The organism is Agrobacterium leguminum, from assembly GCF_005144435.2.
In the GTDB taxonomy this organism is placed as follows: Bacteria; Pseudomonadota; Alphaproteobacteria; order Rhizobiales; family Rhizobiaceae; genus Agrobacterium; species Agrobacterium leguminum.
In genome coordinates, this window is the sequence record NZ_CP120212.1 from 1003460 (window position 1) to 1028258 (window position 24799).

Here is a 24799-nt window from a genome sequence, read left to right on the forward strand (position 1 = left end):
ACCTATTCCGGAGCGCTCCCGGCCCTGGAGATATTTTCCTTCTGCGCAGTGTGGTCGAGATGCGCCACAGCCGGGGCGAGAACCGACAGGAATGTTTCCGACCGGCCGATATAGATGATCGCCGCACCCTCGATCCCGTTTAGAACTGCCGCCAGCGTATCCTGCGTCTGTTTTTCCAGCCCTTCGAGCAAATCGTCGATAACGACGAATTTCGGCTTCAGCAGCAGGGCATTGGCCACCCGGATGCTGGCCTGCTCGTCTGAATCCAGTTTTTTGTCCCAGCGAATATTTTCCTCGAGACGGGATGCCATCTCGCCGAGCCCGCAGGCAGTGAGCGCCGAGACATAATCCGCATCGGCAAAACGCTGGGGCGCGCGCGGATAGGCGAGGATTTCACGCAGCGATCCCGCCGGCAGATAGCCGTGCTGGGCAATGAAAAGCGTGTCGGACTGCTCGGGCATCTCGATCCTGCCCTGTCCCCAGGGCCACAGGCCCGCCATGGCCGCAAACAGCAGCCTTCGGTTCACGCCCTGCTCACCATTGATCATCAGCCGTTCGCCCGGCCCGATCTCGACTTCGCTCTCGCGCAGCTGGAAGCCGCGATCCAGATCCTGCCCACCCGCATCGCGGCAGATCACTACCGACTGGAGGCGGATTTTTTCATTCTCCGCGCTGCGTTGCAGATCGATCGCCAGGCCGTGCTGTTCGACGCTGTCCATCTGGATAAGCGCGTTACGGAACACCGAAACGCGCTGCAACGTCGCCTTCCAGCTGGCGATCGGCCCGAAATTGTCGATGTACCAGCGCAGCGCCGTGTTGACCTGGTTGAACGCACCGACGGCCATCATCAACCCGCCGAAGGTGAGGTTGCCGGAGAAATAAACCGGAGCCGCGATCAGGATCGGCGCCACCACCGCCAGCCAGCCATATCCTGCCGAAACCCATGTCAGATGTGTCAGTGCCATGGCAAGCCCGCGAATGACGCCGAGCACCGCATCAATATCGATACCGATCCGCCGCCTTTCGTTCTTTTCGCCGCGCGCAAGGGCAATGGCGGCAAGATTTTCGCTGGCCCGCATCAGTGAGAAGCGAAGCTCCGCCTCTTTGGAATAACGCTCGGCATTCAGCCCCACCAGCCGATAACCGACAAGATTGCTGAGCAGGGAAGCGGAACCGGCGTAAAGGATCGCCGCCCAGACCATATAACCGGGGATCGCATAGGTATCGCCGCCGATGGTGATGGCAAAGCCGGCCGAGAGCGACCAGAGGACGCCGATAAAGCTGACGAGCAGGATCGTTGCATTGACGAGACCGATGGAAAGCGCCGTGCTGCTTTCAGCCAGATTGCGGACATCGTCATGCAGGCGCTGGTCGGGGTTGATCGCAATGGTGCCGAAACCGGCAAGGCGGGCGGCACGCCCCGGTTTCAGCCATTGATCCACCATATCCTTGGCAAGACCCTCGCGCATGTTCAGCGCCGTCATCTGGTTCAGCCAGGTCTGGATGACGTTGAGGAGAAGCAACAGCCCCGCGATGATGGCGAAGACCTCTAGCTGGTGAATGAAGGCGGCAAGATCGCGCCGCTCCAGCGCGTTGTAAAACGGCGCGTTCCATTCATTGAGCCTGATCTGCCCATAGGCGGTGAGCAATATCACCGTGAGCAGCGCTATCGACAGCAAGATCAGCCGGGTGCGCACCGGCGAGGTCCAGAAGGCACGCCCCATCATGCGCAGCTGCGCCGGGAAATCGAGATCGAAACCCGAAAGATTAGCCGCGCTTTTGCGCTGATCGTCGGTCACCGTTGTTGCCATTCATTCCATTCCGAAACGTCAGTCGGCAAAGAAAGCGGGTCGCGATTCTGCGCCTTTCGTTGCCAAGCAATAACACGCCGTTCGACCTTGTCCACAATCCCGGCGAAATCTCAGCGGCGATGATTGAAAAGCCCGGACAATTCTTCCCGCGGGCAAATATCGCGGCCTCGACCAACAATGCGGTTGCCCCCGGAAATGATCCTTGCTTTCTTTTCCTGCATTGCACAAAATCCGAATAATTTCAGAGGGGCGGACAAACCGCATAAGCCGGAAAACCGAGCAAGGCAGATTAATGGCGATCAAAGCGAGCATCTATCATCTGACGCATTATAAATACGACAATCCGGTTCGCCTTGGACCACAGATCATAAGATTAAAGCCCGCCTCGCACTCCAGAACCCGCGTCATCAGCCATTCGCTCAAGGTTTCGCCCTCCAATCACTTCGTGAACCTTCAGCAGGATCCCTACGGCAATTACCTCGCCCGCTTCGTTTTTCCCGAGCCGGCGACGGAATTTAAGATCGAGGTCGATCTTGTCGCCGATATGACGGTTTACAATCCGTTCGACTTCTTTGTGGAGGAAGAGGCGACAAAGTGGCCCTTCGACTATCCGCAGGAATTGCGCGACGACCTTTCCATCTACATGAAGCCGGAGCCGACAGGCCCGCTGCTTGCCGCCTTCATGGCCACCGTCGACCGCACGCCGGGGCAGCAGACGGTGGACATGGTCGTTGGCCTCAATGCCCGCCTGCAACAGGAGATCGGTTACGTCATCCGCATGGAACCGGGCGTCCAGACGCCGGAGGAAACGCTTGCTTCCGGCAAGGGGTCCTGCCGCGATACGAGCTGGCTGCTGGTGCAGGTTCTGCGGCATCTTGGCCTCGCCGCCCGTTTCGTGTCGGGATATCTCATTCAGCTTACCCCCGATCTCAAGGCGCTGGATGGCCCATCCGGCACCGAAGTGGACTTCACCGATCTGCATGCCTGGGCCGAAGTCTATATGCCCGGCGCGGGCTGGATCGGCCTCGACCCCACCTCGGGGCTTCTGACGGGCGAGAGCCATATTCCGCTGGCGGCAACGCCGCATTACCGCAATGCGGCGCCGATTTCCGGCGGTTATTACGGCCATGCCAATACGGAATTCGCCTTCGACATGCAGGTCCGGCGGGTTGCGGAAACGCCGCGCATCACCAAACCCTTTTCGGATGAAAGCTGGGAGGAACTCAACGCGCTCGGCCAGGAGGTCGATGATGTTCTGAACAGCCATGACGTCCGGTTGACCATGGGCGGCGAACCGACCTTCGTTTCCATCGACGATTTCGAATCCGACGAATGGAACACCGGCGCGGTCGGGCCGACAAAGCGTGAAAAGGCCGATGCCCTGATCCGCCGCCTGCGTGAGCGTTTCGCACCGGGCGGCTTTCTGCATTACGGGCAGGGGAAATGGTATCCGGGCGAAAGCCTGCCGCGCTGGACCTTCTCGCTCTATTGGCGCAAGGACGGCCTGCCGATCTGGCAGAACCCGGCGCTGATCGCCGAGGAGGGCGCAAATACGGGCGTCAAGGCGGAAGATGCGCAGAAACTGCTGGGCGGCATAGCCTCCCATCTCGGCATCGAGCCTGAGCTGGTGCTGCCGGCCTATGAGGATCCGGCCGAATGGATCATCAAGGAAGGCAGCCTTCCCGACAATGTCGATCCATCCAATTCCAAGCTGAAAGACCCGGAGGAGCGAAACCGCATGGCCCGCGTCTTCGAGCGGGGACTGACGACGCCGACCGGCTATATTCTTCCCGTTCAGGCGTGGAATGCGCGCGCCGCCGGCAAGCGCTGGATCAGCGAAAAATGGAAGACGCGGCGCGGAAAAATATTCCTCGTTCCGGGTGACAGCCCGGTGGGTTACCGTCTGCCGCTTGGCACCCTGCCCTATGTGCCGCCATCCGCCTATCCCTATATTCATGAGGCCGATCCTTCGATCCCCCGTGGTCCGCTTCCCGATGTCCTGACGCCATCGGGCCGCGCCATGCCCGAAGCCTCCTTCCATGCCAGCGAGGCCCCGGGGCAGGAGCGCATCGAACAGACGCTCGGCGAAATCGGCGGCGCGGTGCGCACCGCCATGTCGGTGGAACCGCGTGACGGAAGGCTCTGCGTCTTCATGCCGCCGGTCGAGCGCATCGAGGACTATCTGGAACTGATTGCAGCAGCGGAAGCGGCAGCCGCCGATCTTGGTTTGCCCGTCCATATCGAGGGTTATGCGCCGCCGCATGACGAGCGCGTCAATGTCATCCGCGTCGCACCCGATCCCGGCGTCATCGAGGTCAACATCCACCCCGCCGCGGGCTGGAAGGATTGCGTCGACATCACCACGGCTGTTTATGAGGAGGCGCGTCAATCGCATCTCGGCGCCGACAAGTTCATGATCGACGGCCGCCACACCGGCACCGGCGGCGGCAACCATGTGGTCGTGGGCGGCGCCAACCCCAATGACAGCCCGTTCCTGCGCCGGCCCGATCTTCTCAAAAGCCTCGTTCTGCACTGGCAGCGGCATCCCTCGCTCTCCTATCTCTTCTCAGGTCTCTTCATTGGCCCGACGAGCCAGGCGCCGCGTATCGACGAAGCCCGCCACGACAGTCTCTACGAGCTGGAGATCGCACTTGCGCAGGTGCCTGCCCCCGGAGAAGGCGTGCCGCCGCTGCCATGGCTTGTCGACCGGCTGTTCCGCAATCTTCTGACGGATGTGACGGGCAATACCCATCGCGCGGAAATCTGCATCGACAAGCTGTTTTCGCCTGACGGGCCGACTGGCCGCCTTGGCCTTGTGGAATTCCGCGGTTTCGAAATGCCGCCCAACGCGCGCATGTCGCTCGCCCAGCAATTGCTGGTGCGCGCCCTCATCGCCCGCTTCTGGAAAAATCCGGCCGCCGGCAAATTCGTGCGCTGGGGTACAGCGCTCGCCGACCGCTTCATGCTGCCGCATTATATCTGGGCGGATTTCCTCGACGTGCTTACCGACCTCAGGGAAAACGGTTTCGACCTCAAGCCGGAATGGTTCACCGCCCAGCAGGAATTCCGTTTCCCCTTCTTCGGCGAGGTGGAATATGAGGGCGCGAAGCTGGAACTGCGCCAGGCGCTGGAGCCCTGGCATGTGATGGGCGAACAGGGCGCCATCGGCGGAACCGTGCGTTATGTCGACAGCTCCGTCGAGCGCCTGCAGGTGCGGCTGGAAACCTCCAATCCCGCCCGCTACGCGGTTGCCTGCAACGGCCGCGCCGTGCCGCTGACCCCGACGGAAAACCGCAGCGTCGCGGTCGCCGGCGTTCGCTTCAAGGCATGGCAGCCCGCTTCCGGCCTGCATCCCGTTCTGCCCGTCAATTCACCCTTGACCTTTGACATTTATGATACATGGTCGAGGCGATCGATCGGCGGATGCATCTACCATGTTGCTCATCCGGGCGGGCGCAATTACGAGACGTTTCCCGTCAACGGCAATGAGGCCGAGGCACGCCGCCTCGCCCGTTTCGAACCATGGGGGCATACGGCAGGGCAATATCCGCTACAAGCGGAAACCATGTCGCCAGAATTTCCGCTGACGCTCGATCTGCGTCGGCCTTACGGAGTGTAAATTGTCCAAAGCCCCGGCAACGGAACGCAAGACGGAAACGAGCGCGCAACCGCGTGGGCTCGAATATTCCCCCTTGCCGGGCGTTGCCGACGAAATGCTCGATACCAACGGCAAGGTCAGGCCGGTCTGGAAGACCCTGCTCGACGCCCTGTCGCGCATGTCGGAACGGGAATTGCACGAGCGCTTTGCCCGCACCGACCGCTATCTGCGCGATGCCGGCGTGTTCTATCGCGATTACGGCAAGGGCAGCAGCGAAAGAAACTGGCCGATCTCCCATATTCCGGTCCTGATCGACGACAGGGAATGGGCGGTTCTTTCCGAGGGGCTGAAACAGCGCGCCAATCTTCTGGAAGCCATGGTCGCCGATTTTTATGGCGAAAACCGGCTGGTCAAAGAAGGTTTCGTACCCCCGGCCCTGATCGCCTCCAATCCGGAATATCTGCGGCCCATGGTCGGCGTGAAACCGGCAAGCGGCCATTATCTGCATTTCTGTTCCTTCGAGATCGGGCGCGGACCTGACGGCAACTGGTGGGTGCTGGCCGACCGGACGCAGGCGCCTTCCGGTGCGGGTTTCGCGCTCGAAAACCGGGTGGCCACCACCCGTGCACTTTCTGATATCTATGCCGAAACCCATGTGCATCGTCTGGCCTCGTTTTTCGGCGCTTTCCGCGACACGCTGCAGGCGCAAAGAAAGCACCCCGACGACCGGATCGCCGTGTTGACGCCCGGCCCCGCCAACGAAACCTATTTCGAACACGCCTATATCGCCCGTTATCTCGGCTTCATGCTGCTGGAAGGCGAAGACCTCACCGTCGTCAACGGTCGCGTCATGGTCAGAACCGTAGCGGGACTGAAACCGGTCGGCGTTCTCTGGCGGCGTCTCGACGCCTCCTATTCCGACCCGCTGGAACTGAACCAGCAATCCCATATCGGCACGCCGGGCATGGTGCAGGCGCTGCGCAATGAAGCCCTCACCGTCGTCAATGCGCTCGGCAGCGGCATTCTCGAAACGCGGGCGCTGCTCGCCTTCATGCCGCGCATCTGCCGCCACATTCTGGGCGAGGAGTTGAAACTGCCATCGATTGCCACCTGGTGGTGCGGGCAGGAATCGGAACGCCGCCATGTCGCCGGTAATATAGAAGGTATGGTCATCGGCCCCGCTTATTCCCGGCTTCCCTTCTTTGACGACAACGGTCAATCCGTGCTTGGCTCGTCGCTGCGTGAAACGGCGAAGGAATCGATCAGCGACTGGCTCGCCTCCGACGGCCACAGGCTGGTGGGACAGGAAGTGGTGACGCTTTCGACAACCCCGGCCTATATCGACAACAAGCTCGTGCCGCGCCCGATGAGCCTTCGCGTTTTTGCCGCGCGCACCCAGGATGGCTGGCAGATCATGCCCGGCGGCTTCGCGCGTATCGGCAGCAGCAACGATGTCTCCGCCATTGCCATGCAATCGGGCGGCAGTGCGGCCGATGTCTGGATCGTCAGCGACAAGCCGGTGGAACGCACCACGCTTCTGCCGGCGGAAGAAAGCTTTACCCGCAATATGCCGGGCAGCCTGCCGAGCCGCGCAGCCGACAATCTGTTCTGGCTCGGCCGTTATATCGAGCGTTCGGAAGGCGCCCTGCGCATCCTGCGCGCCTGGCACGGGCGTTATGCCGAATCCGCAGATCCGCGCCAGCCTCTGCTCGCGCATGTGACACGCTATCTCGAAGCGCTCGATGTGGAGATGAGCGATGCCGTGCCGGAAAGCCTGCTGAACAACATCAACAGCGCGCTTTATTCCGCCAGCAATATCCGCGACCGCTTTTCGCCTGACGGATGGCTGGCGCTGAACGACCTTGCCAAGACCGCCCGCCGTTTCCATGCGAAAGTGGCCCCCGGCGACGACGCTACCCATGCCATGACGATCCTGCTGCGCAAACTTGCGGGCTTTGCCGGTCTCGTGCACGAAAACATGTATCGCTTCACCGGCTGGCGTTTCCTGTCGATTGGTCGTTACCTGGAGCGCGGCCTGCATATGACACGTCTTCTCGGCCATATGACCGGCCCGGATGCGCCCGACGGCTCCTATGACATGCTGCTCGAAATCGGCGACAGCGTCATGACCCATCGCCGCCGCTACAACGTCAATACGGCCGGCCTGACCGTGACCGATCTCCTGGCGCTCGACCCGCTCAATCCCCGCTCGATCCTGTTCCAGCTGAACGAGATTCGCACCGAGGTGGAACAGCTTCCGAACGCCTTCGTGAACGGCCAGATGTCGCCCTTCTACCGCGAGGCGATGCGCCTGCATTCCGGGCTTGCGGTCATGACGCCGGAAAACATGAACGGCGCGATCTATCGCCAACTCGAAACCGACATGGAACATCTCTCCGATGTTCTGGCCCGGACCTATCTCGGATAATCCTATGCTTTACGATCTTTCCCTGCATATGGGTTACACCTACGACACGCTGGCCCACGGCGCGCGCCACATCATCCGCGTCCTGCCGCTCTCCATCCCCGGCCGGCAGCGACTTGTCGCCGGCTCCATCGATGTTTCGCCGGTACCGGAAGAACGTGCCACCTTCGAAGACTTCTTTCATCAATCGGCCACGTCAGTGCATCTGCGCGCGCCGCATGAAAAGCTGGATATCCGCATGCAGGCCCGCGTGATGGTGGAGGCGCCGGCGCTGACGGCGGATTTTTCGCCCGAGCTTTCCCGCCTGCCGCAGGACCTGGCCGATGTCTGGTCGCTCGATTTCCAGTCGCCGCACCACTTCATCGGTGCGAGCCCAAGGATCGGAATGGATGCGGCAATATCCGCCTATGCCCGGGAATTGCTGAAACCGGGAATGACCATTCGCGAAATCGCGCTCTCTCTGTGCAAACGCATCCACAAGGACTTTACCTATGACGGCGAGGCGACGACCGTCGATACGACGCCATCGGAAGCCTTCAAGCTGAAGCGCGGCGTCTGCCAGGATTTTTCGCATATCATGATCATGGCGCTGCGCAGCCTCGGCATTCCCGCCGGTTATGTCAGCGGTTTCCTGCGCACCATTCCGCCACCGGGCAAGGAAAGACTTGAAGGCGCCGATGCAATGCATGCCTGGGTTCGCGTCTGGTGCGGGGAAGCAGCCGGCTATCTGGAACTCGATCCCACCAATGATATCGTCGCCGGAAGCGACCATATCGTCGTCGGTTACGGCCGGGATTATTCCGATGTCGCCCCGGTGATCGGTGTCTTGAAGAGCTATGGCAACCAGCAGATAAAACAGGCTGTCGACGTCATCCCCGTCCAATAATGACACGATGTGTATTATTGCGGCCATCGCACCAAACAATTCTTGAAAATACTTCGAAAACTGCTCCAATTTGAACGCTGCGTAAAATTGAACCAATCACGTTAGCGGATTTTACATCGTTTGCGGTTTTTCTGTGCTCAGTCGAATATTCTAATCCGTGAGCCCGTCATGACCGCCTCTGCACATCAAAAACCGAAGCGTCGTTTTCTTGCCGATACCAGCGGCAATTTCGGCATGATGACGGCCATTCTGCTGCCGGTGTTGCTGGGTTTTGCCGGCGCCGGCATGGAGTTGGCGAATGTGATGCAGGTGAAAGCGGATATGCAGAATACCGCGGATTCTGCAGCCCTTGCGGCGGCCACCGAGGCCCGTTTGAAAATGGGCGACCTGACGGACGAGCAGATCAAGGAAATCGCCAAGAACTTCATCGCGGCCCAGATGGAAAAGAACCTGACCGCGGAAGAGAAAAAGGAACTGGAGCAGAATTCTCCGACCAATATCACGACGACGGAAAATGCCCGCGGCAAGACCTATACCGTTGAGACCACGATCAACCACCGTGTACAGCTCAATCCGCTGCTCGGGTTCATTGGCGCAAAAACACTCGATCTTTCGGTAACGGGCACCGCAAAGAGCACCGTCAACAAGGGCGCACCTATCTCCATGTATCTGGCGCTTGATCGTTCCGGTTCGATGTCATTCAAGACGGACACCATCAATACCGCGAAAAAATCCTGCCCGAACTACACTTCCAACAATTGGGGCAAGAGCGAAGCGCAGGTCACGTCCAGTCCCTGCTATGTCAACAAGGCCACCTCGCTCAAAACCGCCGTCGGGTTCCTCGTCGCAACATTGAACAAAGCTGACCCGACCTATACCGCAAGCGGCGGTTCCGAGCTCGTTCGCACAGGCGCCTCGGTCTATACACATGAGACCTATCCGGCCCAGCCCATCAGCTGGGGTACGAGCAGCGTTGTCAGCTACGTGGACAAGCAAATCCCGGAATTCCCTACCGGCGGCACCGATGCCCGCAGCAGCCTGACCGCCGCCTATAACGCCCTAAAAAAAGCCAACACCGACGAAGCGAAAGCACACAAAGCGCAGGGGAACGAATCCTTCGAGCGCTATATCGTTCTCATGACCGACGGTGAAATGACGGGCAACAGCGCCTCGTGGAACTCCAGCATCGACCAGTCCGTGCGCACCACCTGCGAGACCGCCAAGAAAGACGGGATCAAGATTTTCAGCGTCGCCTTCATGGCGCCGGACAAGGGCAAGTCGCTGTTGCAATATTGCGCATCGAGCCTCGACAATTATTACGCGCCGGAAAACATGGAGCAGATCGTCACTGCCTTTGGCGAAATCGCCCGCAAGGCTGCCGGCAGCATAGCCACGCTCACCAACTGATTTCGTTTCCGGAGCTTTGCTCCGGAGCGTCTTGTCGGCTGCATGGCTGACAAGACGTGTGCGGCAGGTGACAGCGGCGACGGCCCGTGGCATAGGAGGGCCGCTCCCATTCACAGGCCCTGTCATGATCCGCATCGAAAACATCAGCAAGTCGAACAGTCACCGTATTCTCTATATCGAGGCCTCCGCCGCGCTCAATCGCGGTGAGAAGATCGGCCTTGTCGGTCCGAACGGCGCCGGCAAGACCACGCTGTTCCGGATGATTACCGGCGAAGAGCAGCCAGACGAGGGCCAGGTCGTCGTCGAAAAGGGCATGACGGTCGGTTATTTCGATCAGGATGTCGGTGAAATGTCCGGCCGCTCGGCCGTCGCGGAAGTCATGGAAGGCGCAGGCCCCGTCAGCGAAGTGGCGGCCGAACTTCGGGAACTGGAAGCCGCCATGTCCGATCCCGACCGGATGGACGAGATGGACACCATCATCGAACGTTACGGCGAAGTGCAGGCGCGTTATGAGGAACTGGACGGCTACGCGCTGGAAGGCCGTGCGCGCGAAGTGCTGGACGGGTTGAGCTTCAGCCAGGAGATGATGGACGGCGATGTTTCCAAGCTTTCCGGCGGCTGGAAGATGCGCGTGGCGCTCGCTCGCATCCTCTTGATGCGCCCGGACGTGATGCTCCTCGACGAACCGTCGAACCATCTCGATCTCGAAAGCCTGATCTGGCTCGAGGATTTCCTGAAAAACTACGACGGCGCTTTGCTGATGACGTCGCATGACCGCGAATTCATGAACCGTATCGTCACCAAGATCATCGAAATCGATGCCGGCAATCTCACCACCTATTCCGGTGACTACGGCTTTTACGAACAGCAGCGCGCGCAGAACGAAAAGCAGCAGCAGGCGCAGTTCGAACGCCAGCAGGCCATGCTCGCCAAGGAAATCAAGTTCATCGAACGCTTCAAGGCCCGCGCTTCGCACGCCTCGCAGGTGCAGAGCCGCGTGAAGAAACTCGAGAAGATCGACCGCGTCGAGCCGCCAAAACGGCGTCAGACGGTGGCTTTCGAATTCGCGCCGGCGCCCCGGTCGGGCGAGGATGTCGTGGCGCTGAAGAAGGTGAACAAGGCCTATGGCAGCCGCACGATCTATGGCGAGCTCGATTTCATGGTGCGGCGCAAGGAACGCTGGTGCATCATGGGCGTCAACGGCGCTGGAAAATCGACGCTGCTGAAGCTGGTGACCGGCACGGCGGAACCGGATTCCGGCAATGTCACGCTCGGCGCCAGCGTCAAGCTCGGCTATTTCGCCCAGCACGCCATGGATGTTCTGGATGGCGACAGCACCATTCTCGAATGGCTGGAGGAGCGTTTTCCGAAGGCGGGGCAGGCGCCGTTGCGCGCCCTTGCCGGCTGTTTCGGCTTTTCCGGCGACGACGTGGAAAAACGCTGCCGTGTTCTTTCCGGCGGTGAAAAGGCCCGTCTCGTAATGGCCGCCATGCTGTTCGATCCGCCGAACTTCCTCGTGCTGGACGAGCCGACCAACCATCTCGATCTCGACACCAAGGAAATGCTGATCAAGGCCCTGTCGGATTATGAGGGCACGATGCTGTTCGTTTCGCACGACCGCCATTTCCTCGCCGCGCTTTCCAACCGGGTGCTGGAACTGACGCCCGATGGTATCCACCAATATGGCGGCGGCTATACCGAATATGTGGAAAGCACGGGACAGGAAGCACCGGGCCTTCGTAGCTAAGCCACCTGCCGGACGCGTCGCATTGTAACGGCAGCTTTCGTTTGGAGACTGGAGAAACAGATGCGGATCGTGGTCTACAGCGCCAAACCCTATGACAGGCAGTTCCTTGACGCTGCCGCCCACGCTGGCATGCGGATGCAATATTGCGAAGCACGCCTGTCTCTCGAGACAGTGGCGCTGGCGGAGGAAGCGGCGGCGATCTGCGCCTTCGTTAATGACGACCTGTCGCGGCCGGTGCTTGAAAAGCTTGCGGAAATGGGTATCCGGCTCATTGCCCTGCGCTGCGCCGGTTTCAATCAGGTCGATCTCGCCGCCGCCGAAAAGCTCGGCCTGACCGTTGCGCGCGTGCCGGCCTATTCGCCCTATGCGGTCGCCGAACATACCATGGCGCTCATCCTGTCGCTCAACCGCAAGATCCATCGCGCCTATAACCGTGTCCGCGAAGGAAATTTCGCCCTCGATGGCCTGCTTGGCTTCGACCTTCACGGCAAGACGATCGGCATTATCGGCACGGGCAAGATCGGGGCGATTTTCGCGCGCATTGCGGCCGGCTTCGGCTGCCGTCTCGTTGGCCATGACGTACGGCCAAATCCGGATTGCGAAGCACTGGGCATGGTCTACGTCACGCGCGAGGAACTGTTTCGGACATCGGACATTCTGGCGCTGATGTGCCCGCTCACACCGGAGACCCGTCACCTCATTCGCCGGGAGACGTTGCCGCTTTTGAAAAAGGGCGTGATGCTCGTCAATACCAGCCGCGGCGCCATCATCGACACGCAGGCGGCAATTGCGGGTCTGAAAGACGGCACAATCGGCAGTCTCGGCATCGATGTCTATGAAGAAGAGGCCGATCTCTTTTTCGAGGATCTTTCCAACGACGTGCTGCGCGACGATGTTTTCGCGCGGCTGCTGACCTTCCCCAATGTTCTGGTCACCGGCCATCAGGGTTTCTTCACGCAGGAGGCCCTCAGGAACATCGCGGACACCACGATCGGCAATATCGAAAGCTTTTTCAGGACCGGCAGGGCGCTACATGCCGTTTCCACGGAGCAGTTTGCCGGCCCGGCCTAGTGACTCCGGTCAGAAGCCGGAGATTTTTAATACCATTCTGCGCGTCCTCTGCACGAAGGCGGGTAAAATTGGTATGATCATTGAGTTTTACTGAAATTCATCATACATATTTGACAGGCTTCACGCCTGCCTCGATTTCAATGCATGGTGACCGACGTGCCTGAACAGCAAAAACAGCGCAGCAAATCCTCCGGTTCTCTGGTCAGCAGAGTTAGCCTCAGCCTGAGAAACGCGATTGCCTCCGGGCAATATGGACCCGGTGACCGCCTGCCCAGCGAAATCGAGATGACGGAAGCCCATGGCGTCAGCCGCACCGTGGTGCGCGAGGCGGTGACGGCGCTACGCTGCGACGGGCTGGTGGAGGTGCGTCAGGGGGCGGGCATTTTCGTGTTGAAGCGTGAAAAGGACGCATCGCCCACACCCGGCATCGACCGCGCCCGGCTCTCTTCCGATCTGGAGGTGCTGGAAATCAGGACACCGCTCGAAATCGAAGCGGCGGGGCTCGCCGCCCTCCGCCGTTCGCCTTCGCAGGAGGAGGCGATTTTCGACTGTCACGCCCGGCTTCTGCAATGTATCGAGGAGAACCGCTCCATTCGCGAGGCGGATCTGGCGCTGCATCTGGCGATTGCGGCCGCCACCAACAATCCGCTTTTCACACAGTTCCTCGAGCTGCACGGCCAGGCCGTGATTCCACAATCGCGCGTGGTTTCCGAAACCGGCGAGAACGACCAGACAGCTTACCGGCGATTGATCCACAAGGAACATGAAGCCATCGTCATCGCCATATCGGACCGGAACGAACAGGCCGCGAAGCTGGCGATGCAGGCGCATCTGCGCGGCAGCCAGCACCGCTACCGCGACATGATGCGCGATCTGCGCGGCATCGCGCACAGCTAAAGGGTTTTCAGTAAAACCGGGTCGTAGCTCTGTGCCCGAAAGGGGCGATCAGGCGCTACGGTGCTTCCCGCAGATCCGCTCCCCAGACCTCGATTTGCGTCAGCGCGGGAAAGGGCGAAGGATCATCGGCTTTTTTAAGATCATGCAGACGGATCCATTCCACCCGTCGCGGCGCGACCGGGAAGGTTTGGGCCGCCCCGGTTTTTTGCAGGGAAAAGCTTGCGCTTTCGCCGTCGGAAAAAGTGACGCTCGCTTTTTCCCACCAGGCATCATGGGGGAAGTCCGCCCGCAGGTAAAAAGTCAGCTGGTCGATGAGGACGGCGCGGCCGAATACGAGGGTCAGCGAAGCTTCGGGATCGCGGTTGATGCCCCAGCTTGTATAAGGCCAGAAGCCGTGGCCCGCGCTCGCCTTTTCACCATCGATGACATTGCGGGCCGCGAAGGCCGCCTCCCCGCGCGTTTCCGTGCTCGCATAGACGTGCGGAAACAGCGAGGTGTTTTCATGATCGTCAAACGGGTTGAGCGCCAGATTCCTGCGAACCTCGATTTCACCGGCAAGTGTGCGGCGCGCGGTGATCCGGTGAAGGTTACCGCTGAAAGCCTGCGGCGGATAGGATTTGCGTTTCGCCGCGAAAGGAACGGGCAGGATGAATTCATTTCCGTGCAGGAAAACCAGCGTCGGCGGCATGCCAGCATCGAGCGCAAGCCAGATATGACCGGGCTGCGAAACCTCGACGACAAGCCTGTCGCCCTCGCAATATTCCGCGCGATAGACGAGCAAAGCTTCGTCCTCCGCTCCGGCTTTCGCCAGAACATCACCCACCGCATTGACGACCTTGAGTGTAAGCTTCATCGGCACTTCCTTAACTGATCGTCAGGCACAGACGCTGGGCTGCGATGGGGATGAGAATGCGATAGATCACCGGTGGCCAGGACTGGCGAAGGCGGGCATCGTCGATTGTTATGGCTTCGATGGCGGGTTCTCCTGCGCCTTCGCAGGCTATCTCTCCCAGCCCCGCAAAGATCAGGCCGCCCGGCGTGACGACGGGCTTCTCGGCAGCCATCAGCGACAGAACCGCCTCCTGCCCGCCCTGATAGTCGTCAAGGACTTCCACATGGCTGCCACGCAGCAATCTGACGCAGCGACGATAATATTCAACGCCAGCCACGGCGGGATAGGCTCCGGCTATATCGAAAGAGACTTCCGCCTGCTCTTCAGAGAATTCTGTCATAAAATCTCTCGCCGTAAACTCTGCCCCGGCGGCCTGCATGACGCCGCCGAAAGTCGGCAGATTGTGGAAGGCCGATTGCATCGTCCAGATGTCGTAGCGCTGCGGCGAGAAGGTTTTTGCGGTGTAGGTTTCCACCCCGACATCGATGATGAACGGCCGGCCGTTCTTATAAAGCGTGAAACTGCCGACATCGTTGTGGTTGTGGCTCTCGCCATTATTGCCCGCCTTCACGGCAAGATCGAAAACCCCATCGCGGGCAATCGCCAGACCGATGCCGGGATAGGCGATGTCGGTCTTTGCCGGTTCCGCAGGAATAAGCGAGGACAATCCCGGGATGGTAAGAACCGCCTGGACCCGATACCAGAGGTTCCACTCCTTGCACATCAGCCGGTCCGGTGAGCGGTTCCAGCAGGCGGCAGCGAAAGCCTGAAGCCGTGGCGAAGAAACGGCCTTGCCGAAAAGATATTCCCGCACGCCGGATGTATCGACCTTCGCCGGCGCATCGGCGAAGTTGAAGAACCGGTCTTCCGCCACGTGCATGTTGAAAATGAATTCGGCCATGCTGCGCAGCTTCGACGCATGAAAGAGCGGCGCCATGAAGCCGGGCGCTGAGGCTTCGAGAATGCTCATCGCCCCGAACAGGCAAAGTGCCGCATGGCCATAATAAAGAACGCCCTCTTCGCAGGCGCCGTCTTCCGCATAATCCTTCTGAAACGCATCGAGACTCTTGAGCGCCTTTTCCACGACCGTACGCCTCGTCGACTGGTCGGTGGGCAATAGCAGGGTCGAGAGAAGGACGTTCTGGGTGATCCAGGCCGTCCAGTTGTTCATCCGCTCGTCGCCATTCCCCATCCACCAGAAATGCCGGGCGAGATAGGGCTTTGTAATGCGCCGGTCGATCTCGGCGCGGACGCGGGAAACGAGGTTTACATTTGCCCTTTCCAGTTCCGGTGCCAGCAAATGCAGGCACAAAGCGAGATTGGCACCCGTTTCGGCAGCGAACAGGTCGATCACCGGGTCTCGCGGATCGGGCAGAGGATCTCGTGGGCCGCCGCGAATATGGGAATTATGGGCGGGCAATTGCCAGCCGCTCTCCTCGCATATCAGCCAAAGACCATCGATGATGGCATCGAGAAAGCGACCCTGCCCCTCGGCGCATTCTCCAAGAACCAGCGTATTCAGCTTCAGTCGTCGGGAAAAATAAAGCGCCTCGAAACGATCGCGATTGCCGGTGCGGCTATATTCCCGGTAGTCGCCCGCCAGAATTGTGGACCAAGGCTCGTCAAGCGTCTGTTCCGCCGCCTCGATGAGACTACGGGAAACCGCGCCCGGTGCTGAAGACCGTATTTTCTGCGCCGTCAGTTCCGCGCCGAAATCGGCGAACCGTTCTGGCAGAAGCCGCATCATTTCGACAAACACGCCCTCAAACCTCCCGCGCGTTCCGCAATCCGATATGGGCCTCCTATCATACGTATTTTTGAAAAACCAGAAAATTTGTCTGACTTTATGCAAAGTTGTTTGACCAATATCGATATTGTGTTATCCAGAGCGCGGGAGGCGGCAGGGCGAAGACCCGGACCGCAATGGAAAATGCAGGCAGCCGGCACCGATGAAACAGTGAAACGGCGGCAATGGGAGATATGCTGTGGCAATCGCAACCGCGACCATGTCCGACAAGCAGGCGACTCCGTATCGCAGGAAAAAACTCCGCATCGTCTCCAAACGGCGGCGCAGAATAGAAAATGCGCTCGTCGCCTATTCCTTCATTGCGCCCAATTTTCTCGGCTTTGCGATTTTCACGCTCGGACCGATCCTCTTTGCCTTTGCGCTGGCCTTCATGCATTGGGACGGCTCCAATGCCATGCGTTTTGCCGGTCTCGATAATTTCTGGCGGCTTTTCGAGGATAGGGCCTTCATCGCGGCCTTCTGGAACACGGTCATCTACACCGTCGCGTCGGTGCCGGCCACGCTCGCCTGCGCACTCGGCCTTGCGATCCTGCTCAACCAGAAAATCCGCGGCCGCAATTTCTTCCGCACGGCCATGTTCTTTCCCTATGTCGCATCGCTGGTCGCCGTGGCCGTCGTCTGGAACATGATTTTCAATCCGGAGATGGGTCCGGTCAACATGCTGCTCTATACGCTCGGCCTCGATCCCGCCGACATGCCGGGATGGGCGGCGGACCGGCACTGGGCCATGGTCACGGTCATTCTCTTCGGCGTGTGGAAGAGCATGGGTTATTACATGGTCATCTATCTCGCCGGGCTGCAGGGCATCAATTCGGAGCTTTATGAAGCCGCGGGGCTGGATGGCGCCAATGCCTGGCAGAAATTCATCCACGTCACCCTGCCGCAGCTTGCGCCGACGACCTTTTTCGTGACCGTCATGCTGACGATCCAGTCCTTCAAGGTTTTCGATCAGGTCTATATGATCACGCAGGGCGGTCCCGGCACTTCGACGCTGGTTCTCGTCTATCACATCTACAATGAGGCCTTCATCTCCTGGGATCTCGGCTATTCCAGCATGATCGCGCTCGTCCTTTTCTTCCTCGTCCTGATGGTCACCATCGTCCAGTTCAAACGGCAGCGGGAGGATTGATCCATGCGCATCATGGGCCGCAAAATCCCCGCCGCCACGATCGGTATTTATCTGACGGTGATCGTCGTCACCATCGTCATGCTGTTGCCTTTCGCATGGATGCTGTCGGCGTCGCTGAAACTCAGCCGCGATGTCTTCGCGTTCCCGATCGAATGGATCCCCTCGCAGCCGCGCTGGGAAAACTACGTGGAAATCTGGACTAAAATCCCGCTGGCGCTATTCATCTACAACACGTCGAAGCTGACGATCATCGTCACACTGCTGCAATTGCTGACCTCAAGCTTTGCGGCCTACGCCTTCGCCAAGCTGCATTTTCCCTACAAGAACACGCTGTTTCTCGGCTATATCGCCACCATCGCCATGCCCTGGCAGGTCTATATGGTGCCGCAGTTTCTGTTGATGCGCGAATTCGGGCTCAACAATACCCATCTCGCCCTGATTTTCCTGCAGGCCTTCACCGCCTTCGGCGTTTTCCTGATGCGGCAATTCTACATGTCGATCCCGAACGAGCTCTGCGAGGCGGCGCGCATCGACGGCATGAACGAATACCAGATCTGGGCGAAGATCATGCTGCCGCTTTCCAAACCGGCGCTTTCCACCTTGACGATCTTCACCTTCGTCACGACCTGGAACGACTTCATGGGTCCGATGATCTATCTCACCAAGACCGAGCTGAAGACCATCCAGATCGGCCTGCGCATGTTCATTTCGCAATATTCGGCGGAATACGGATTGATCATGGCCGCCTCGGTCGTGGCGCTCATCCCGGTTCTCGTCGTTTTCCTGGCGTTGCAGCGCTTCTTCGTCGAAGGCGTCGCCTCCACCGGCCTCAAGGGTTGATTTCATGCTCGATTTGACCACGTCCGTCCCAACCCCGATCACAGACGCCGAAATCGATGCTGCGCTGGCCGTGGCCGTCGCGCAGGTCAGGCGCAACCTGCCGCAATTTACCTATGCGGCGCAGAACCATTCGAGCGTGAAGAACTTTTACCCGGCAGTCGCCAACGACCAATGGACCGCCGGTTTCTGGCCCGGCCAGATATGGCTCGCCTTCGAGCATACCGGCGACAGGACCTTTCAGCATGCGGCGCAAATTCAGGTGCAGAGTTTCCTGCACCGTATCGAAAACCGCATCGAGACCGATCACCACGATATGGGCTTTCTCTACTCGCCCTCCTGCATCGCCGCATGGAAACTGGTGGGCGATGAGGATGGAAGACGCGCGGCGCTGATGGCGGCGGACCAGTTGATGGAGCGGTTCCAGCCGGTCGGGCAATTCATCCAGGCCTGGGGCCGCAGGGATAATCCCAACGAATATCGCTATATCATCGACTGCCTTTTGAACCTGCCGCTGCTCTATTGGGCGAGCCGCGAAACAGGCCGGGAAGACTACCGCACCGTGGCGCTTGCCCATGCCCGCACCACGCTTGCCCATTCCGTCCGGCCGGACGATTCCACCTATCATACATTTTACATGGACCCGGAGACCGGCGCTCCGGTGCGCGGTGTCACAAAACAGGGTTACAGCGATGAGAGCTACTGGGCCCGCGGACAGGCCTGGGGCATTGCCGGCATGGCCATTTCCTATCGATATGAGCGCCTGCCCGCCTATCGCGACACCTTCGAGCGGCTTCTCGCCTTCTATCTCAAACGCCTGCCCGACGATCTCATACCCTATTGGGACCTGATTTTTGCGGATGGCGATGGCGAACCGCGCGACAGCTCGGTAGCGGCCATCGTCGCCTGCGGCCTTCTGGAAATGGCGGAGCTGGAGACGCCGGAAAAGGCGGCGGAATATCGCGATCTGGCAAGGCGCATGGTGAAAAGCCTCGCCGATATCTATTCGGTTCGCGATCCCGCGATCTCCAACGGGCAGCTTCTGCACGGCACCTATTCCAAGAAGACGCCCCATAATACCTGCCGGGGCGAAGGCGTCGACGAATGCGTCTCCTGGGGCGATTATTATTATCTGGAAGCGCTGATCCGGCTTTCGCGCAACTGGTCTTCCTATTGGTGAGCGCGAGGAACAGATGGCTAGCATTTCCCTGAAAAAACTCAACAAGACCTTCGGCGCGCTCAAGGTCGTTCACGATATCGATCTGGATATTGCCGACAAGGAATTCATCATTCTGGTCGGCCCTTCCGGATGCGGAAAATCCACGACGCTCAGGATGATCGCCGGGCTGGAGGAAATCTCCGGCGGCGAGTTGCGTATCGGCGAGGACGTGATGAACGATGTACCCTCGAAGGATCGCGACATCGCCATGGTGTTCCAGAACTATGCGCTTTATCCGCATATGACGGTCTACAAGAACATGGCCTTCGGTCTGGAACTCAGAAAGGCGCCGCGCGATCTCATCGACACCAAGGTCAAGGATGCGGCGAAAATTCTCGACATCACCCATCTCTTGAACCGCAAGCCGAAAGCGCTCTCCGGCGGCCAGCGCCAGCGTGTTGCGCTCGGCCGCGCCATGGTGCGCAATCCGGAAGTCTTCCTGCTCGATGAGCCGCTTTCCAATCTCGACGCCAAGCTGCGCGGCACCATGCGTTCGGAAATCTCCAAATTGCACAAGCGGCTGGACGCCACCTTCATTTACGTTACCCACGATCAGGTGGAAGCCATGACCATGGCGGACCGCATCGTGGTGATGAAGGACGGCCATATCCAGCAGGTGGATACGCCGCAAAACCTCTACGACCGGCCGATCAACATGTTCGTTGCGGGTTTCATCGGCGCGCCGCAGATGAACATGCTGCCCGTCACGCTGCGCCGCGACGGCGACCGCTTCATCGCCCTGTTCGACGGCAATCCGCTGCCTCTGCCGGCGGGCATCGATACCGCACGCCTGCTCCCCCATGAAGGAAAGGACATCGTTCTCGGTATCCGTCCGGAAAATTTCCACGAATTCGCTCCGGCGGATATCGATGCCGCCAACGTCGCACCCTTTCGGGCGACGGTGGAACTGGCGGAGCCGATGGGATCGGAAGTGCATCTTAACCTCGTCTCCGGCGGCAGAAACCTCGTCGCACGCGTCTCACCGCGTTTCAGGGCGAAGATCGGCGATCCCGTCGAACTGGTGGCCGATCTGACGAATGCGCAGCTTTTCGATCCCGCCACCGAGCGATCGATCCTTTATTGAGGCGACGGGGAGAAACGCGATGCAATGGCTGGAAGGGTTATGGACAAAGGAAGGGGCCGGGATCGACAAGAACGCCCCGCCGCTGACCGGTCTTGTCCTGTTCCTCGATATCATCAAGCGCGAATGGTGGGAGATGGTGAAGCTCAACCTCCTCTTCATCATCGCCAGCCTGCCGGTGGTGACGATGCCGGCGGCGATGCTGGCCATGGCCCGCATCTCTATTTCCTTCGCAAATGACGAGAATACCTATCTGCTGCGCGACTTTCTCGAGGCCTTGCGGAAATTCGCCCTGCGCGGCACCGCGCTTGTGGTTTTAAGCGCGTTGCTGGTGAGCGCCGGTGGTTACGCGACTGTCAGCTATGCCGGGGCCGCCCGGCTTCAGCTCGCCTATAGCCTGCCTTTTGCGATCAGCCTGGCGGTCACGCTGTTTCTCATCCTCCTCAGCGCCTATGCCAGCGTTGTTCTGGCCAAGCGGGACCTGCCGCTTTCGGAAACCCTGCGGCAGGCGGCGTTTCTGGCGCTCATCAGGCCATTGCCGATGCTTGCCGCGCTCGGCTTCGTCGCAGCGCTCTGGATAGCGCATATCCTCTTTTATCCGGTGTCGGTGTTCATGCCGGCCACCATCAATTTTTCGCTCGGCATGTTCGCTCTCTGTTTCGCAGCGAGAAACGCCGCCGCAAAAACACGCGCGCGGATGCCCGAACCGGCGGGGAGCGGCACTTAAAGCAGACCAGAATCAAAACGACATCAGTCAGGGAAGGAGAAACGGGCTATGGAGTTTAAGACAACCAGACGTGCATTCGCTCTCGCAACCGCCGGTCTCGGCATTGCCATGGGCATGGGAGGAACGGCGTTCGCTGCGGGCGATGCGCCCGTCACGCTGAAATGGGCGCTGTGGGATCTGGACAAGGGCGCATATTTCAAGCCCTTGATGGAGGCCTACAAGCAGAAGCATCCGAATGTGACGTTCGAGGTGGTCGACCTCGGCTCACAGGATTATACGCAGATGATATCCACGCAGCTCACGGGTGGCTCCAAGGATATCGATGTCGTCACCATCAAGGATGTGCCCGGCTACGCCAATCTGGTGCGCGCCGGCAACATCACCGATCTCAGCGGTTTCATCAAGGACCAGAAGATCGAGACGGCCCCCTATGGCGGCCTGATCGAAGAGCTGACCATCGAAGGCAAGATTTATGCTTTGCCGTTCCGCTCGGATTTCTGGGTGGTCTATTACAACAAGGATATTTTCGACAAGGCCGGCGTGCCTTACCCCACCAACGACATGAGCTGGGCGCAATTCGATGAGATCGCCGGCAAGCTGAAGGGCGGCATGGGCGCCAACCGCACCTATGGCGCACTGCTGCACACCTGGCGTTCGACCGTGCAGCTGCCCGGTATTCAGGATGGCAAGCACACGCTGGTGGACGGCAATTATGAATTCCTGAAACCCTGGTATGAGCGTGCGCTTGCCCTGCAGAAGAGCGGCGCGATACCGTCCTACGCCTCGCTGAAAACATCGAACACCCATTATTCCGCTCTGTTCTTCAACGGAACGATCGGCATGCTGCCCATGGGCACATGGTTTGTCGGCACCCAGATCGCCAAGGTGAAATCCGGCGAGTCGAAAAGCGTCAATTGGGGCATCGTGAAATTCCCCCATCCGGATGGTGTGGCGGCAGGCGCGACGGCCGCGCAGATTGCCGGATTGTCGGTCAATGCCAATTCCGGCCACAAGGAAGCGGCGCTGGACTTCATCCACTTCGTCACCGGGCCTGAGGGTGCGGCGATCATCGCCTCCACCGGCACTTTCCCTGCGCTCAGAACCGATGATGTGGCCGAGAAGATCGCAGCGCTGCCAGGCTTCCCGCAGGACCAGAACAGCAAGGACGCGCTGCAGGCGGGCAAGGCCTATCTGGAAATGGCGGTCAATCCGAATGCGGCCAAGATCGAAGTCGTTCTGAACCGCGTGCATGATGCGCTGATGACCGACAATATCTCCATCGATGACGGCATCAAGGACATGAATGACGGCGTCAAGGCCATCAAATAATTGCCACAGGGCCGCGGGCGATGAGCCTGCGGCCCTTTCCTTAGATCATGAATTCCGGACATTCGTAACCGTGCCTCACGAGACCGCCACAGCCAATCCGCTCTTTCACAATCCGCTTCTCGGCAGGGACGATCTCGCAAAGGCGGTGATCGATCTCTTCAACCCGCTGCTTGCCTGTTTTTCACCGGGCGGCGCGCGCGTCCGGCTCGGAGCAACGGGGGCGATTTTCGATTTTCCTGCGGCGGAACTGGAGGGTTTTGCCCGGCCATTATGGGGCATCGTTCCGCTTGCCGCCGGCGGTTATGATTTTCCCCATTGGTATCTCTACAGGCGTGGACTGGCCAATGGCACCAACCCCGCCCACCCCGAATATTGGGGCGATACGGCTGATCGGCACCAGCGGCTGGTCGAACTGGCGGCGATAGGATTTGCGCTCGCCATGGTACCCGAACATATCTGGGAGCCGCTTGCCGAAACGGACAGGCAGGCTGTCGCCGCCTATCTTCTCGCCGCCCGCGAGCGGGAATTCGTCGACAATAACTGGAAATTCTTCCGCGTTCTGATCGATCTCGGGCTGGAGCGGGTCGGCGTGGAATTCGACCGGACGAAGACCCAAACCTATCTCGATGAACTCGAGGCTTTCGATATCGGCAACGGCTGGTATCGCGACGGGCCGGTGCGCCGGGTCGACCATTATATTCCCTTCGCAATGCATTTTTACGGCCTGATCTATACGGTGCTGGCGAAAGGTGACGACACGCGAAAGACACGCTTGCTCGAACGCTCCCGCATTTTCACCCGTGACATACGCCACTGGTTCGGGCCCGACGGGGCGTCGCTCGCCTTCGGGCGCAGCCAGACCTACCGTTTTGCGGCGGGCGGTTTCTGGGGCGCTCTTGCCTTTTCCGGTCTGGAAGCGCTGCCGTGGCCAGAGATCAAGGGTTATTACATGCGCCATATCCGCTGGTGGTCGAAGCGGCCTATCGCGGACCGCGACGGCGTCCTGTCGGTCGGATATGGCTACCCAAATCTTCTGATGAGCGAGAGCTACAATTCTCCCTGCTCGCCCTATTGGGCGCTCAAATTTTTCCTGCCACTGGCGCTGCCCGCCGATCACCCGTTCTGGACCGCGGAGGAGGCCGAACCGCAGGAATTTGCCGAACCGGTTCCCTTGGCGGAGCCGGGCATGGTGGCCTTTCATACGCCAGGCAATATCGTGGTCCTGTCCTCCGGGCAGCAGCACGACAGGATGCGCGGCGCGCAGGAAAAATATTCGAAATTCGTCTATTCCACCCGTTATGCCTTCAATGTCGAGGCGGATGACCGGCATTTCGCCGCCGCGAGTTTCGACGGCATGCTCGGCCTTTCCGACGACGGCGTGCACTTCCGCACCCGCGAGACGATGGAAGAGGCGTTGATCGCCAAAGACTGCCTCTATTCCCGCTGGCGGCCATGGGCGGATGTCGAGATCGAGACCTGGCTCGTGCCGCAAAACCCCTGGCACATAAGGCTGCATCGCATCCGCACCCCGCGCCCGCTGCAAACATCGGAAGGCGGATTTGCCATAGAACGTGCCGATTTCAACCGCGACCGCACCGAGGCGAGTGAAGGTCGCGCCGTCTGTTACGGACAGACTGACACCAGCCTCATCGTCGATCTTTCGGCTGGCATTCAGCGCGAAGGCGTGTGCCATCAGGCAATCGCCAATACCAACCTCATCCACGCCAGAACCCTTGTTCCGCAATTGCGCGGCACCATCGCCTCCGGCGAAACGCTGCTGGTGACGGCGGCCATGGCACTGCCGGCCGGCAAAGAAGCAGAGGCCGCATTGGCTGTCCTCCCCGAAAGTCCCGATCTCCCCGGGCTGGAAGAGATGTTCAAGCGGGAGGGACGGCGCGTTCCCGCCTATGCTCTCGATGAAAACCACGCAGGCTGA

General features: G+C 59.8%; 17 protein-coding genes. 14 read left to right on the plus strand and 3 right to left on the minus strand.

Features of this window, described 5'->3' with window-relative positions; genetic code table 11:
- Positions 1-2: 2 nt before the first annotated feature.
- On the minus strand, positions 3-1811 hold the full coding sequence (locus CFBP4996_RS19185) for an ABC transporter ATP-binding protein/permease (protein WP_080854184.1): 1809 nt from the start codon (positions 1809-1811) through the stop codon (positions 3-5).
- Between the two features lie 292 nt (positions 1812-2103).
- Between CFBP4996_RS19185 and CFBP4996_RS19190 the strand changes: the two genes are divergently transcribed.
- The 7 genes from CFBP4996_RS19190 (at position 2104) to CFBP4996_RS19220 (ending at position 13842) form a co-directional block, all read left to right on the plus strand.
- The gene (locus CFBP4996_RS19190; RefSeq protein ID WP_080854182.1) at positions 2104-5430 is read left to right on the plus strand and encodes a transglutaminase family protein; all 3327 of its coding nucleotides are present in this window, start codon (positions 2104-2106) and stop codon (positions 5428-5430) included.
- Position 5431: 1 nt separating this feature from the next.
- A complete protein-coding gene (locus CFBP4996_RS19195; protein ID WP_020808587.1) occupies positions 5432-7837 on the plus strand; it encodes a circularly permuted type 2 ATP-grasp protein in 2406 nt (801 codons plus the stop codon).
- 4 nt (positions 7838-7841) lie between these two features.
- The gene (locus CFBP4996_RS19200) at positions 7842-8720 is read left to right on the plus strand and encodes a transglutaminase family protein (protein WP_059757870.1); all 879 of its coding nucleotides are present in this window, start codon (positions 7842-7844) and stop codon (positions 8718-8720) included.
- A gap of 168 nt (positions 8721-8888) precedes the next feature.
- Positions 8889-10127, plus strand: a complete 1239-nt coding sequence (locus CFBP4996_RS19205) for a vWA domain-containing protein (protein WP_080854181.1) — start codon at positions 8889-8891, stop codon at positions 10125-10127.
- A gap of 124 nt (positions 10128-10251) precedes the next feature.
- Positions 10252-11874 carry an ABC-F family ATP-binding cassette domain-containing protein gene (locus tag CFBP4996_RS19210; protein WP_003519640.1) on the plus strand — a complete coding sequence of 541 codons (1623 nt, stop codon included), beginning with the start codon at positions 10252-10254 and terminating at the stop codon, positions 11872-11874.
- A 60-nt stretch (positions 11875-11934) separates the two neighbouring features.
- Positions 11935-12945 (plus strand): 2-hydroxyacid dehydrogenase, encoded by a 1011-nt coding sequence (locus CFBP4996_RS19215; RefSeq protein WP_080854180.1) that lies wholly within the window; start codon positions 11935-11937, stop codon positions 12943-12945.
- A gap of 144 nt (positions 12946-13089) precedes the next feature.
- Complete coding sequence (locus tag CFBP4996_RS19220; RefSeq protein WP_080854179.1) at positions 13090-13842, plus strand: FadR/GntR family transcriptional regulator; 753 nt, start codon at positions 13090-13092, stop codon at positions 13840-13842.
- A gap of 55 nt (positions 13843-13897) precedes the next feature.
- Here the strand turns inward: CFBP4996_RS19220 and CFBP4996_RS19225 are convergent, their stop codons facing one another.
- Complete coding sequence (locus CFBP4996_RS19225) at positions 13898-14695, minus strand: carbohydrate-binding protein (RefSeq protein ID WP_080854178.1); 798 nt, start codon at positions 14693-14695, stop codon at positions 13898-13900.
- Between the two features lie 10 nt (positions 14696-14705).
- Positions 14706-16493: a heparinase II/III domain-containing protein gene (locus CFBP4996_RS19230; protein ID WP_080854177.1), complete on the minus strand. Its 1788-nt coding sequence runs from the start codon at positions 16491-16493 to the stop codon at positions 14706-14708.
- A 247-nt stretch (positions 16494-16740) separates the two neighbouring features.
- On the opposite strand from CFBP4996_RS19230, the gene CFBP4996_RS19235 reads away from it, so the two are divergent.
- From CFBP4996_RS19235 to CFBP4996_RS19265, 7 genes are all read left to right on the plus strand, one after another.
- Positions 16741-17670: a carbohydrate ABC transporter permease gene (locus CFBP4996_RS19235; RefSeq protein ID WP_416172225.1), complete on the plus strand. Its 930-nt coding sequence runs from the start codon at positions 16741-16743 to the stop codon at positions 17668-17670.
- A gap of 3 nt (positions 17671-17673) precedes the next feature.
- Positions 17674-18510: a carbohydrate ABC transporter permease gene (locus tag CFBP4996_RS19240; RefSeq protein ID WP_080854175.1), complete on the plus strand. Its 837-nt coding sequence runs from the start codon at positions 17674-17676 to the stop codon at positions 18508-18510.
- Between the two features lie 4 nt (positions 18511-18514).
- Positions 18515-19687, plus strand: coding sequence for a glycoside hydrolase family 88 protein (locus CFBP4996_RS19245; RefSeq protein WP_080854174.1), 1173 nt, complete (start codon positions 18515-18517; stop codon positions 19685-19687).
- Between the two features lie 13 nt (positions 19688-19700).
- Positions 19701-20810, plus strand: coding sequence for an ABC transporter ATP-binding protein (locus tag CFBP4996_RS19250; protein WP_080854173.1), 1110 nt, complete (start codon positions 19701-19703; stop codon positions 20808-20810).
- Positions 20811-20829: 19 nt separating this feature from the next.
- Positions 20830-21534: a DUF624 domain-containing protein gene (locus CFBP4996_RS19255; RefSeq protein WP_080854172.1), complete on the plus strand. Its 705-nt coding sequence runs from the start codon at positions 20830-20832 to the stop codon at positions 21532-21534.
- Positions 21535-21582: 48 nt separating this feature from the next.
- Positions 21583-22863: an ABC transporter substrate-binding protein gene (locus CFBP4996_RS19260; protein WP_080854171.1), complete on the plus strand. Its 1281-nt coding sequence runs from the start codon at positions 21583-21585 to the stop codon at positions 22861-22863.
- 70 nt (positions 22864-22933) lie between these two features.
- On the plus strand, positions 22934-24799 hold the full coding sequence (locus CFBP4996_RS19265) for a DUF2264 domain-containing protein (protein WP_080854170.1): 1866 nt from the start codon (positions 22934-22936) through the stop codon (positions 24797-24799).

What these genes read in the sequence shown, in the direction of transcription:
- CFBP4996_RS19200 (WP_059757870.1), top strand. Translation starts at nt 7,842, where the DNA reads ATGCTTTACGATCTTTCCCTGCATATGGGTTACACCTACGACACGCTG.
- CFBP4996_RS19240 (WP_080854175.1), top strand. Translation starts at nt 17,674, where the DNA reads ATGCGCATCATGGGCCGCAAAATCCCCGCCGCCACGATCGGTATTTAT.
- CFBP4996_RS19260 (WP_080854171.1), top strand. Translation starts at nt 21,583, where the DNA reads ATGGAGTTTAAGACAACCAGACGTGCATTCGCTCTCGCAACCGCCGGT.
- CFBP4996_RS19185 (WP_080854184.1), bottom strand. Translation starts at nt 1,811, where the DNA reads ATGGCAACAACGGTGACCGACGATCAGCGCAAAAGCGCGGCTAATCTT.
- CFBP4996_RS19205 (WP_080854181.1), top strand. Translation starts at nt 8,889, where the DNA reads ATGACCGCCTCTGCACATCAAAAACCGAAGCGTCGTTTTCTTGCCGAT.
- CFBP4996_RS19250 (WP_080854173.1), top strand. Translation starts at nt 19,701, where the DNA reads ATGGCTAGCATTTCCCTGAAAAAACTCAACAAGACCTTCGGCGCGCTC.
- CFBP4996_RS19220 (WP_080854179.1), top strand. Translation starts at nt 13,090, where the DNA reads ATGGTGACCGACGTGCCTGAACAGCAAAAACAGCGCAGCAAATCCTCC.
- CFBP4996_RS19190 (WP_080854182.1), top strand. Translation starts at nt 2,104, where the DNA reads ATGGCGATCAAAGCGAGCATCTATCATCTGACGCATTATAAATACGAC.
- CFBP4996_RS19225 (WP_080854178.1), bottom strand. Translation starts at nt 14,695, where the DNA reads ATGAAGCTTACACTCAAGGTCGTCAATGCGGTGGGTGATGTTCTGGCG.
- CFBP4996_RS19210 (WP_003519640.1), top strand. Translation starts at nt 10,252, where the DNA reads ATGATCCGCATCGAAAACATCAGCAAGTCGAACAGTCACCGTATTCTC.
- CFBP4996_RS19235 (WP_416172225.1), top strand. Translation starts at nt 16,741, where the DNA reads ATGTCCGACAAGCAGGCGACTCCGTATCGCAGGAAAAAACTCCGCATC.
- CFBP4996_RS19245 (WP_080854174.1), top strand. Translation starts at nt 18,515, where the DNA reads ATGCTCGATTTGACCACGTCCGTCCCAACCCCGATCACAGACGCCGAA.
- CFBP4996_RS19255 (WP_080854172.1), top strand. Translation starts at nt 20,830, where the DNA reads ATGCAATGGCTGGAAGGGTTATGGACAAAGGAAGGGGCCGGGATCGAC.
- CFBP4996_RS19215 (WP_080854180.1), top strand. Translation starts at nt 11,935, where the DNA reads ATGCGGATCGTGGTCTACAGCGCCAAACCCTATGACAGGCAGTTCCTT.